Below are 12,408 nucleotides of genomic sequence, written 5' to 3' on the forward strand. Positions count from 1 at the left end.
ATGGTGTGCGGGGAAATCAAATCACGGCGCCGCTTACGACGCGGCACCGGCGGCGGCCGCGTGGGCGCCGGCGCCGTTTGTCGCGCCGCTGCCCTTGGCCTTTTGCTGCCGTTCGTTCCAGACTTCTTCAATCTGCTCGGCGCCGACCAGCCCGTACAGTCGGGGGCGCGGCGTGACGATCGACGTGTCGACCGCTTCGTAGCTCAATTGCGGCGAGCCGTCCGGCGCGAGCGTCGCGATCGTCGTCTTGAGCCACTTGCGGGTGTTCTCTTCAAATCGATCGCACCAGTGCTCGGCTTCGACGCGACGTTCCTGCGGTGTCGCCCCCTTCAGGCCGGGCTCGGCGAAGTCGGGCTTGAAGTGCGCGCCACGGCATTCGTCGCGCTGCAGCGCCCCGAGCAGGATCGTGCGGGCCAGCGGGAACATGTCGATCAGCGCCTTGGTGAAGACCACGTTCTGGTTGGTCCAAGCGCCGGTGTCCGACAGCGAGCACTTGGCGGCCCGCTGTTGCAACTCGCAGACCGTCTGGTACGCCTCGCGCAGCACGTTGTTGTAGCGGACCACCGTGGCGGCCCGGGTCATCACGTCCCCCAGTTGCTGGTGAATCAGGTACGGGTTCTCGCCGCCGGCAGGGCGCTTGAGCAGCGCGTCGTGCGCCGCCTGGTGCTTCTTACGATTTTGCTCGTACAAGGCCGAGGGCTGGTCGCTGGCCGCGCCACCGGGAATGCTCTTGAGCCAGGTTTGAATGCCCGGCGCGGTGACCAGGCCGCTGAAAATGCAGCTCAGCAGTGAATTGGCCCCCAGCCGATTGGCACCGTGGTACTGGTAATCGCATTCGCCAATTGCGTACAGGCCCGGAATGTTGGTGACCTGGTTCTTGGGCGAGCCGATCTGTAAACCGCCGTCGGCCGAGCGCTGATAATCGACCCACAAGCCGCCCATGGTGTAATGGACGGCCGGGAAGATTTTCATCGGGACTTCGCGCGGGTCGACCCCTTGGAACTTCTCGTAGATGTCCAGGATGCCGCCCAGCTTCACGTCCAGCACCGCGCGCGGCAGGTGCGTCAGGTCCAAGTAGACGCAGAAGCGATCCTTCTCGACGCTCAAGCCCTCTTCGCTGCAGACCTTGAAGATTTCGCGCGTGGCGATGTCGCGCGGCACCAGGTTCCCGTACTTGGGATAGCGCTCTTCGAGGAAGTAGTACCGTTCGCTCTCGGGAATCGATTTTGGATTGCGCGGATCCTGCGGCGTCCGCGGCACCCAGACGCGGCCCCCTTCGCCGCGGGCGCTCTCGCTCATCAGACGCAGCTTGTCAGCGCCGGGAATGGCCGTCGGGTGAACCTGAATGAACTCGCCGTTGGCGTAACGCGCGCCGGCCTGGAACGTGCGGCTGGCGGCGCTGCCGGTGCAGACCATCGACATGGTCGAACGGCCATAAATCAAGCCGCAGCCACCCACGCCCAGGATCACCGCGTCGGCCGGGAACGAGCGAATCTGCATGGTGACCAGATCCTGGGCCACACAGCCGCGACAGATGCCGCGCTCGTCAACGATCGGCCCCAGGTAGTCCCAGAACTCGTACTTCTTGATCTTGCCCGTGCCTTCCCAGGAGCGGACTTGTTCATCGAGCGCGTACAGCAATTGCTGCCCGGTCGTCGCGCCGGCGAAGGCGGTTCGCTTGTACAACGTGCCGCCAAAGCGGCGATGATCGCGGAAGCCTTCGACCGTGCGATTGAACGGGACGCCCAGCCGATCCATCAGATCGATGATCTTCGGGCCCCAGTCGCACATCTCCTTGACCGGCGGTTGGTGTTGCAGGAAGTCGCCACCGTAGACCGTGTCGTCCAGGTGCAGGGATTCGCTGTCTCCTTGCTGGCGAGTTTGCTCGTTGACGCTGTTGATGCCCCCTTGTGCACAGACGCTATGCGACCGCTTGACCGGAGTTAGGCTCATCAGGTCGACGTCGATGCCATACTCGGCCAGCTTCATGGCCGCGGCCAGCCCGGCCAGCCCGCCACCGACGATCATTACACGTTGCTTTGCCATTCGATTCGCCTACTTCGATCCCAGGGATGCTTGAGTGCGGGCAGCGGGTTCGCCGCTCAGGTTTTTCCATTCAGCGGCGTTCTTTTCGAGCGCTTCTTGCAGCTCTTTGATGTGTGCATTGAGCTTGGCATTGTCGCCGGTGAGTTGTTTTTCTTTATTCAAATCAGCCAACCGGGTTTCGAGCGTGATCTTTTCCGAGGCCAGCATGGCCCGCTGGTCGACCGTCGAAAACCCGAACAAGGCCGACAAGCCCACCGTCGCCATCATCACGCCAAACGCTCCACAGACCCAGTTAGCCCGGTGCTGCGCGGCGCGGGTGGTCCACACGCCCCAGGTGATGCCCATGGTCCACAGACCGTTGGCAAAGTGGAACACGCAGGACAGCACGCCGATGGCGTAGACAATCTTGGCCCACAACGGCACCAGCGCCGCGTGCGTCGTCGAGGTGGCGACCTCGGGGTCGAACTGGCCGCCCCCCAGCTTGTGAATCGTGGGGCTCGCCCAGTCGGCGTGAATCCAACCGTGCATGTGGAACACGTGGCCAAAGATGAAGAACAGCGCGATCCAGGCCGTGGCCCGTTGCAACGTGTAACGGACGTTGCCGACGTAATTGTACGAAGCGGTGTTGGCCGTGCCGGAACGGACGATCAACACGCCGACCAGGGCGTGAAAGATGATCGGCAGGAAGATGAACGTCCACTCCACCAGGGGGAGCGCCGGTCCAAGCGAGTGAATGGCGTCGACCGCCTCTTGAAATCGCTTGGAGCCGGCCAGCACGCTGGCGTTGGTGGCCAGATGGACGCACATGTAAGCCCCCACCGGGATCAAGCCCGACAGGGAGTGCAGTCGCCGAATCAGAAACTCGTGCCGGGCATAGAACGACGGGGCGGGAAGAGTATCCACCTAAGACGATTCCTTCGCTAACGACGCAGCGGGGGGACAAGCGAGACGAGCGCGGTCGGCACCCGAGCGCTGGAGTGCCGCGCGAACAACGCCGACGGTCGAACGAAGGGTAGTATAAGGGGCATAGGTTTGCTGGCAAGCAGCCCGGCGGATCGCGCGTAACCTCAAACGAGTCTGCCTGTTTGGCAGGTTGTGACGAGCCCCGTTTTTATCCGCAAACGCGCGCTGAATCGCCCAGTTTATCTGTCAGAAATCTAATCTTCTTGTTACAAGATATTAGCCGGAGCATACTTGCATAAAGTGGGCTCCCCAGCCGCAATGTGAATGGAAAATCGCGTTCCCGGCCGGCCCGCAAATTGGCACGAGCTATGCATTAATAGCAATTGCCTCGACATTTGCGGCCGCTTTGGCAGACGCGGCTGGTGGACGAGAGCACGTGAGCCATGACGGTTCGATAGTGCCATGAACCTGAACCCTGTCTCCATCCTGAGCCCTGTCTCTATCCTGATCACTGACGACGACGTCAGTTGGCGTGAAACGCTGCGCGACGTCTTTGCCCCGCCGAACTTCATGCCCTTCTTGGCCGGCGACGGGGAAGAAGCGCTGACGATCATCCGCTCGGGCACCATCCACGTGGTACTGCTCGACATGCACATGCCGCGGCTCACCGGCTTGGAAACCGTCGAGCGGTTGAAAGAGTTCAATGCCCGCTTGCCCTGCATTCTGATGTCGGCCGAGGCGGACGATCGATTGATCGACCAGGCCCGCCGGCTACAGGTCTATGACGTGCTGCGCAAGCCAGTCAGCCGCCAGCGCGTGGTGGCCAGCGTCAGCGACGCGCTCGAACGCGCGTACCGCGAATCGGCATAGCTCGGGTCTTCTCAAGCACCGAATCGCTTCTCCGCCGGATTACTTTTCCATGGTCGGCGGTAAGACTTCCAGGACGAACTTGCGGTAGCGCACTTCGGTTGGGCCGCCTGAGTGAAGTTGCAGCGCGATGATCCCGCGCTTCGCGCCGGCTGGGTCGTCCAAGTCAACGCACAACTGGCCATTGATCCGCGTCTCGAGCTTGCTGCCGTCGGCTTTGATCTCGTACTGGTTCCATTGACCAGGGCGCAGATGCGACTCGCCCGATTTGTTCCACAGCAGCGCGCGGCCATGTTCCTCATACAACTTCCCCCACCAGCCAGGCCCGATGTCGGCCTGGTACCCCTGCACGTCGCCATTGCTCAGAGCCTGACTGCGGAACTGAACGCCTGAGTTCCCTTGGTTGTCAACCAGCAGCACTTCGAACGCCAACTTGAAGTTCGCCACCTGCATGTCGCTGACCAGGAATTCGTTCTTTTTCAGCCCCGTCGTGCGGCCGACGAGTTCTTCGTTCTCGACGCTCCACAGCGCCGTGTTACCGGTCCAGCCCGCCAAGTCGCGTTCGTTGAACAGCGAGCGGGCGTTGTCCGCCGTGGCGGCCACCGGCACTTGCGTCGCGCTGGCCAAGTACGCGACCAGCGAGCGGATTTCACGCTCGCCGAAGGGCTTCAAGATTTCCTCGGGCATCATCGACTTGGTGCTTTCCATCCGCTCATCGATCTCTCGCTTGTTGATCACGACGGTTTCGTTGGCCGTGGCCAGGGTGATCGAGTTGGCGTCCTCTTGTTTCACCAGCCCGGTCAGCGTGCGTCCGTCGGTGGTGATGATCACCTGGGCGATGTAGTCCTTGCCGATCAGCGCGCTGGGGTCGACGATGTTCGACAAAATATAATCCAGGTTCGCCCGGTTCGAGCCGGTCAATTCCGGCCCCACCTTCCCGCCGGCGCCGAACAGCGTGTGGCATAGCGCGCAAGTTTTGACGAACACCGCCCGGCCCAGCGCCGCGTCGGGAGCGTTTTCGCGCTTGGGCTTGGCTTGCAACATTTTGGTCAACTCGACGATCTGCTTGGCCTTGTCGGCCGGCGTGTCACGCGCGGTCCCCCACACACGGGCGATCTCGGCGTCGACCTGGGCGTCCTTCAGATTCCGCAACTGGCGAATCACGTCGGCCGATAGATCGGTGCTCGGCACGCGTTTAGCCTCGACCGCCGCCAGCAGCGCCGTGCCATACGCCGGCCGCGAAGCAAGCGTGTTCAGCGCATCGACACGTTGCGGTTGCGAGAGCCGCGGATAGATGTCGAGCAGCACGCTGGGCGTATGCGGATCGTCGTACAGCGCCAGCGCCCGGATCGCGTTGCCGCACAGGTCCGACTCGGCCACCAGCCGTTGCAGCGACGGCGCTAACCCAGGTGCGCGAATCTTGGTCAGCGCCAGCAACGCCGACAGCCGCTCGACAGTTTTTGCTTTCGGATCATCCATCACTCGCAATTGTTCGCCGATGGCCCGTGTGTCGCCGAACGTCAATGCCAGCGTGGTCGCCTGTCGGCGGACATTGGCGTCGGAACTCGCTGAAAGCTTCTGGTACAAGGCGGACCAATTGTCAGGCATTGCCACTTGGCGAAAGCCGGCCAGCCCTTCGTTGGCGGCGGCCAGCAGGGCGGGCCATTCATCGGGCGTTTCCGCGATTTCGTCGACCATCCACCAACGCGGGCCACGGTCGCCCACGGTGAAATCCTGGTCGTTCGATTGAGCGGCGCGACGCACGATCAGCGCGCGTAGCAGCGGCAGCTTGCCGCGATGCGCGACGTCAATCGCTTCGAACGGCTCCTCAGTGAAGTATCGTTCGAGCGCGTACCAATACATCAGCGGCAAGTTGTGGTCTGTGGCGTCTTCGGCGTGCGAGACCAGATGTTCCAGAATCCCGCCGGCGCGAAAGGCGGGTAGCCGCAATGCCGCCGACGCCAGATACAACCGCTCGACGGGAGTCGAAGGCCGCCCGGCGCGGTAGAAGTAATTCAGCACAAAGTCTTCTTCCTGAGGACGTTCCTGTTCGCATCCCAACTGAATCGTCCACGCGCGCACGTAAGGGCTCTTGTCTCCCAACGCAGCCGCAAACAGGACTTCATGACTCAACAGCCCGGTCACGTGCAACGCCCACAGCGCTCGCAAGCGCCGCGTCTCGTCAGCGTGGGTCTTGAGGATCTCGACCAGTCGCGCGCGTGCGGCCGGGTCGATCTTTCCCTCGCCATTGCTGGCCCGTTCTTGCAGAATCCGCCGGGCGTGCCGCACGTACCAGTCGTTCTTGTGAAGCTGCAGCTCGGCCAGTTCCAGGTCGCTGAGCTTTTTCAGGTCGACCGTCACCGGCTTCGCTTGGCCATAGCTGATCTTGAAGACGCGGCCATTCGAGCGATCGTGCCCGTCGTCGCGACCGTGGTGGCATTGATTGGCGTCGTACCAATCGATCATGAACACGTTGCCGTCCGGGCCGTAGGTCAGATACAGAATCTGCGACCACATATCGTTGGCCTGCAGGAAGTCTGGCGCCCGGTCACCGACATAGCCCGAGCCGCGCGGCGCGAGTTGATCCTGGTTGATCCGCGCGCCGTGGATGTTGTTCATGAACAACTGGTCGCGGTACTTCTCGGGCCAGGCGCCGCCAAGATAGACCATCGCGCCGGCGTGGGCGTGGCCGCCACCGCTGTTGTCCGACGCGCTCCGATCGGCGTTGTTCCACTGGTTGCCGACCCAGTGACGATGCAAGGCAATCGTCTTGATGTCGTCGTAGGTGTAGGGGTTGAAGTGCTGGCCCGCTTGCCGGTGATAGCGACCGCCTTGAATCACATGGAACAGGTGCGGGATCACGCAGGCGGTCAGGAACGCCTGCCCGCGGTCGTTGAAGTCGACACCCCAAGGGTTGCTTGTCCCGTGGGCAAAGACCTCGAACTCGTGCCGCAGCGGCTGATAGCGCCAGATGCCGGCATTGATCGGTACGCGCTCCGCGTCGGGCGTGCCGGGCTTGCCCACGCGCGAGTGCGTGAACACACCGTGACAGCCATACAGCCAGCCGTCGGGCCCCCAGATGAACGAGTTCAACGTCTCGTGCGTGTCCTGAAAGCCGAAGCCGTCGAGCAGCACCTGTGGCGGACCATCCGGCACGTCGTCGCCGTCTTTGTCAGGAATGAACAGAAAGTTCGGCGCGGCGCCGACCCACACGCCCCCAAAGCCGACTTCCAGCCCGCTGACCAGGTTCAACTTTTCAGCGAACACCTTGCGCGAGTCGAAATGCCCGTCGCCGTCGCGATCTTCAAAGATCAGAATTCGGTCTCGGGCTTGGTCTTCGGTGACGTGGCGCGGATAGCTGTAGGCTTCGGCGATCCAAAGTCGCCCCCGATCGTCGATGGCCATGGCGATCGGCTGTTGCACGTCCGGCTCGCCGGCGAACAGATCGACACGAAAACCCTCGGGCACGATCATCGCCCGAGCCGCAGCCACCGGATCGAGGCCGGCGTTCTCGTGCGCCGGCGCGGCTGGCCCCGTGTGACCACGGGCCAGCGCGATCGCCGGCCGGGCATCATGGAAGCGGAAATCGTCGAAGTTGATGTGCCCCCACGGGCCGCTGTCCTCGTCGACCACGCGAATGAACATGGACTTGCCGCGCACGTCCTTCAGGTCGACGATCACCGGTTCCAGGTTTTCGCGATTGCGTCCCGAGATGGTGAAGAAGACCTCGTTGTTGTCCCGACGCACCAGGTCGACGCGCGTCGTCTGGTGACTGCCGCCGGCGACCAGAAAGCTGGCAAATGGCTTATCGACGGCGAACGGGACCGAAGTGAGCGTCCCTTGCGGCGCGTCCTGGCCGCGCTCGAAGGTGCCGATCCAGAAACGTCCCTGATGCTGGCTGGTCATGTCGGCGCGGCCACGCGCGGTGACCGCGTCCCCTTCGATCGGCTGCCCCGTGAAGGCGTCCCCCTCAGCGCGCCAATCGGCCAGCGTGCCGGTCTCGAAGTCAAGGTTCAGCCGGCGTCCCTGGGCGTCGGTCGGCAACTCGCCGCCACGCGCGCGAGCAGGGGATGCGTCGGCCGCATGCACTGGCACAACCAGCGTCGACAAGACGAGCAGAGCAATCGTGCGGCAAACCGAGCGCGCACGCAGGTGGCGATGCGTCATGCGAAAGTCCCTCTCGGGCAGGTGCGGCTAGGCGGGTCCGCAGGGGGCGGGCTTTCGCTTCAGCCTAATCGATCCACCGGCACGGACCATGAAAAAATGCGCAAGCCGGTTGATGTTTTTTACCCGCGAGGGCTCGAATCCCTGCGAAATCTCCGCACACTTCACGGGGTGCCATGCTCAAGCCCTGAAGGCTTGAGCATGCCGTGCGAGCACTCCGCATGCTCAAACAAGAAGTTTGAGCATGGCACCCAAGGAAGATGGTGCGCGGCAGTAAAAGACTTCACGCGCGGTCGAGTGGGAACGGCAGCACGTCGGCCAGTGTCTGCTTGCCGGACACGAGCATCAATAGCCGATCGAAGCCCAACGCCACGCCCGAGCATTGGGGCAGACCGCGTTCCATCGCCACCAGCAAGCGGCTCTCTTCGGGCAGCGGCGCTTTGCCATCGTGAACGCGCCCCTGGTTGTTCACGCGGTTCCGCTCGCGCAGCACGGCAGGATCGAGTAGTTCGTGATAGCCATTGGCCAGTTCGATGCCATCGGCGTACAGTTCGTACCGCTCGGCCACGTCCGGCGGCCCGCGGCGCACAACAGCCAATGCCGCCTGCGACGCCGGGTAGTCGCACAATATCGCCGGCGCGCCGACTCCCAGCTTCGGTTCGATCAACTCGACCAGCAACCAATCGAGCCACAGGTCGCGCTCGTCGCGTGGAAACGTCTCGGGGGGCGTCAGGCCGCGCGCCGCGCCAGCGGCGATCAACTCGTTGACCGGGGTGTGGTGCGGGTCGATGCCGGCATGGCGCGCGAACGCCTCGGCGTACGTCAACCGCTCGGGCCGCCCACGACCGAGCGTCACCTCGACCAGATCGGCCAGCAGTTCCATGCCCGCCGCGTAGTCATCGCCGACGCGGTACCATTCGAGCATGGTGAACTCGGGATTGTGCCGCGCGCCGAATTCACCCTGGCGAAAGGCGTGGCCGATTTGATAGATGGCCGTCGCGCCGGCCGCCAGGATTCGCTTCATGTCGAACTCAGGGGACGTCTGCAGGAACAGCCGCCGCGCGCCGGCGGCCGAGCGGACGTCGGGGCGGAATTCCGCCTCGATCGGGTCCAATTGCCGGTCGACGACCGTATCGGCCGAGAGGACCGGCGTGTCGACCTCGACGAACCCGCGCGTATCGAAGAACTGGCGGACTTGCTGTAACAGCCGGGCTCGCAACTGAATGATCGGCCACGAAGCGCTCGGCAAGTAATCAGCGGAGGACATATTCAATCCCGCCTAGCCGCAACACGATTTACTTCGCCGCAACTCCGCAGGAGTGCGCGCCGCATTTCAACCCTCGCCCCTTGTGGGAGAGGGTGGATCGCGTAGCGATCCGGGTGAGGGGTGCGCCGCGGGCTCGCGCGGCGCACCACCAGCTTCTTACCCCTCATCCGCCCTGCGGGCACCTTCTCCCACAAGGGGAGAAGGGCTCGTGCGCGCTCGGTGATGACTTTCAGACGCCGCACACTTCTCAGATGCAGCGCGTTACTCTTTGACCCGTTCCAGGTACTCGGCCGTGCGCGTGTCGACCTTAATCAGGTCGCCAATGTTGACGAAGGCCGGGCAGATGATTTCGCCGCCCGTTTCCAGCTTGCAAGGCTTGGTCAAGTTAGTGGCGGTGTTGCCGCGCACGGCCGGCTCGCAGTATTCGATCCGCAGCACGACCTGGTTGGGCGGGCTGACGGTGATCGGGAGGTTGTTGAACAGCACCATGCTGCAGATCATCCCTTCCTTCAAATACTTCCAGCCTTCGTCCACTTGCTCGGCCGTCAACTCGTACTGCTCGTACGAGGCATTGTCCATGAACACAAAGTGGTCTTGCTGCCGGTACAGGTATTGCGCGTCGATTTCGGCGACGTCGGCGGCTTCGAGCGAGTCGCCGCCCCTGTAGGTCCGGTCCAGTGTCGTGCCGCGCACCAGGTTCTTGAGCCGGCACTTGTACAGCGCGTTTCCCTTGCCCGGCTTCACAAAGTTGTATTCGACCATCAGGTAAGGTTCGCCGTCGATCTGAACCTTGATGCCCTTCTTGAAATCGCTGGTGTTGTACGAGGCCACGGTGAACTTTCCTTGGTCAGGGTGTATGCTGAACGAATCGTGTAAAAGTCAAATCAGGTTGTCGCGTCGCCGGGCCGGCCCCACGACGCCATTTATCGAGCCGATCATGGCTATCATCGCCGACCCGCCCACCATGCGACCCCTGCCACGACGCTGGCAGCAGGAGTTGAAGGAAGCGATCCGCGATGCCGACCAGTTGTGCCACCGGTTGGGGCTGCCGACCCATCTGGCCCGTGCGGCCCAGGCGTCGGCCCGACAGTTTCCGGTGTTCGCACCGCGCAGCTATGTCGACCGCATGCGTCCCGGCGACCCGGACGACCCGCTGTTGCGCCAGGTGTTACCCCTGGCAGCGGAGGCTCAGCCTAAGTCAAGCTCTGTGCAGCCCGCGGCCGTCCCCGAAGCCGAACGGATCTATCAGTTAGACCCAGTCGATGACCTGGCTGCCGCGTTGGTTCCCGGCCTGCTTAAAAAGTATGCCGGAAGGGCCTTAATGATAACAACGGGGGCTTGCGCCGTCCATTGCCGATACTGCTTCCGCCGGCACTTCCCCTATGACGAAACGCCCCGTTCGCTGGCCGATTGGGAGCCGGCATTCGCGGCCCTGGCGGCCGACCCGACGATCAACGAGGTGATCCTCAGCGGGGGCGATCCGCTGACCCTGGTCGACCCGCTGCTAGCGTCGCTGGCCGAGCGGCTGTCGGGCATTGCCCACCTGCGCCGGCTGCGCATTCACACGCGATTGCCGATCATGATCCCCGAGCGCGTCACGCCCGAGCTGATCGATTGGCTGCGCGGCACGCGGCTGACCCCGTGGATGGTCGTCCACGCCAACCACCCGGCCGAGCTTGATGACACGGTGGCCGAGGCACTGGCGCGCTTGATCGACGCCGGCATTCCGGTCTTGAACCAGGCGGTGCTGTTGCGCGGCGTGAACGACTCGGTCGAGACGCTGGTCGCGCTGTCCGAGCGACTGGTCGAGCTGCGCGTGCAGCCGTATTACTTGCACCAGTTGGACCGCGTGCTCGGCGCGGCTCATTTCGAAGTGCCCGTCGACGCAGGTCGGGCGCTGGTCGCGGCGCTGCGGGCGCGCTTGCCCGGCTATGCCGTGCCGCAATACGTGGCCGAGATTCCCGGCGCGTCGAGCAAGACGCCGTTGTAATAAGCTTTGCGATGCGCAAGAAAAAACGCCGTGGACGAATCCGTCCACGGCGTTTTGATTTTGGCAATCACTTCGCGGTTGGGAAAGACGCTTACTTCACGTCCTTCATCATCACCTTGATGATGTCGACACAGCGGTTCGAGTAGCCCCATTCGTTGTCGTACCACGACACCAGCTTGAAGAACTTGTTGTTCAGCTCGATGCCGCTGCCGGCGTCGAAGATGCTCGAATGGGCGTCATGAATGAAGTCGCTCGACACGACTTCGTCCTCGGTGTAAGCCAAGATCCCCTTCAAATAGGTCTCGCTCGCCTTCTTCATGGCGGCGCAGATCTCCTTGTAGGAGGTTTCCTTGGTGGTCTTCACCGTCAGGTCGACCACGCTCACCGTCGGGGTCGGCACGCGGAACGCCATGCCGGTCAGCTTGCCCTTGACCTCGGGAATGGCCAGGGCCACGGCGCGGGCCGCGCCGGTGGTCGAGGGAATAATGTTGATCGCGGCGCTGCGGCCACCCTTCCAGTCCTTCTTCGACGGGCCGTCAACGGTCTTTTGGGTGGCGGTGTAGCTGTGGACCGTGGTCATCAGACCTTCGTCGATGCCAAAGCCTTCCTTCAGCAGCACGTGTACCACCGGCGCCAGGCAGTTCGTCGTGCAACTGGCGTTCGAGACGATGTGATGCTTGGTGGCGTCGTACTTGCCGCAGTTTACGCCGTGAACCACGGTGATGTCTTCACCCTTGGCCGGGGCCGAGATCAACACCTTCTTCGCGCCGGCGGTGAGGTGACCTTTGGCCTTCTCGGCTTCGGTGAACAGGCCGGTCGACTCGAGGACCAGGTCGATTTTTAGATCCTTCCACGGCATGGCGGCCGGGCCTTCCTTGACGGCTAGGCACTTGATCTTGTGACCGTCGACCACCAGGGTGTCGTCCTCGGCGACCGAGGGGCTCGACTTCTCGCTGTGTACCTGGCCGGGATGACGACCCTGGACCGAGTCGTACTTGACCAGGTAGGCCAGATTGTCGGCCGGCACCAGGTCGTTCACGGCAACGACGTCAATTCCCTTGCCGAGCAAGCCTTGGTCGCAAATCGCCCGGAACACCAACCGACCAATCCGTCCAAAGCCATTGATGGCAACACGAATAGACACGTTCCAATCTCCTCAAAAGATAAAGCT

8 protein-coding genes are annotated in these 12,408 nt (G+C 63.0%); 2 read left to right on the forward strand and 6 right to left on the reverse strand.

Annotated features, from left to right (window positions below; translation table 11 throughout):
- Positions 1-33 precede the first annotated feature (33 nt).
- Together sdhA and JSS27_21230 are read right to left on the reverse strand one after the other, a co-directional pair.
- Positions 34-2,046 carry a succinate dehydrogenase flavoprotein subunit gene (sdhA, locus tag JSS27_21225; GenBank protein MBS0211472.1) on the reverse strand — a complete coding sequence of 671 codons (2,013 nt, stop codon included), beginning with the start codon at positions 2,044-2,046 and terminating at the stop codon, positions 34-36.
- Positions 2,047-2,055: 9 nt separating this feature from the next.
- Positions 2,056-2,949: a succinate dehydrogenase gene (locus JSS27_21230; protein MBS0211473.1), complete on the reverse strand. Its 894-nt coding sequence runs from the start codon at positions 2,947-2,949 to the stop codon at positions 2,056-2,058.
- Positions 2,950-3,411: 462 nt separating this feature from the next.
- Here JSS27_21230 and JSS27_21235 point away from each other — a divergent pair, with 462 nt between their 5' ends.
- On the forward strand, positions 3,412-3,819 hold the full coding sequence (locus JSS27_21235; GenBank protein ID MBS0211474.1) for a response regulator: 408 nt from the start codon (positions 3,412-3,414) through the stop codon (positions 3,817-3,819).
- 39 nt (positions 3,820-3,858) lie between these two features.
- Here JSS27_21235 and JSS27_21240 read toward each other — a convergent pair whose 3' ends face one another.
- The 3 genes from JSS27_21240 to efp form a co-directional block, all read right to left on the reverse strand.
- Positions 3,859-7,983, reverse strand: coding sequence for a DUF1080 domain-containing protein (locus JSS27_21240; GenBank protein MBS0211475.1), 4,125 nt, complete (start codon positions 7,981-7,983; stop codon positions 3,859-3,861).
- A gap of 280 nt (positions 7,984-8,263) precedes the next feature.
- A complete protein-coding gene (gene genX / locus JSS27_21245) occupies positions 8,264-9,247 on the reverse strand; it encodes an EF-P lysine aminoacylase GenX (GenBank protein ID MBS0211476.1) in 984 nt (327 codons plus the stop codon).
- Positions 9,248-9,508: 261 nt separating this feature from the next.
- The gene (gene efp / locus JSS27_21250) at positions 9,509-10,078 is read right to left on the reverse strand and encodes an elongation factor P (GenBank protein MBS0211477.1); all 570 of its coding nucleotides are present in this window, start codon (positions 10,076-10,078) and stop codon (positions 9,509-9,511) included.
- 106 nt (positions 10,079-10,184) lie between these two features.
- Between efp and epmB the strand changes: the two genes are divergently transcribed.
- A complete protein-coding gene (epmB, locus tag JSS27_21255; protein MBS0211478.1) occupies positions 10,185-11,237 on the forward strand; it encodes an EF-P beta-lysylation protein EpmB in 1,053 nt (350 codons plus the stop codon).
- Positions 11,238-11,328: 91 nt separating this feature from the next.
- On the opposite strand, the gene gap is transcribed toward epmB, so the two are convergent.
- A complete protein-coding gene (gene gap / locus JSS27_21260; protein ID MBS0211479.1) occupies positions 11,329-12,381 on the reverse strand; it encodes a type I glyceraldehyde-3-phosphate dehydrogenase in 1,053 nt (350 codons plus the stop codon).
- Positions 12,382-12,408: the final 27 nt, after the last annotated feature.

It is taken from the genome of Planctomycetota bacterium, from assembly GCA_018242585.1.
In the GTDB taxonomy this organism is placed as follows: domain Bacteria; phylum Planctomycetota; class Planctomycetia; order Pirellulales; family PNKZ01; genus JAFEBQ01.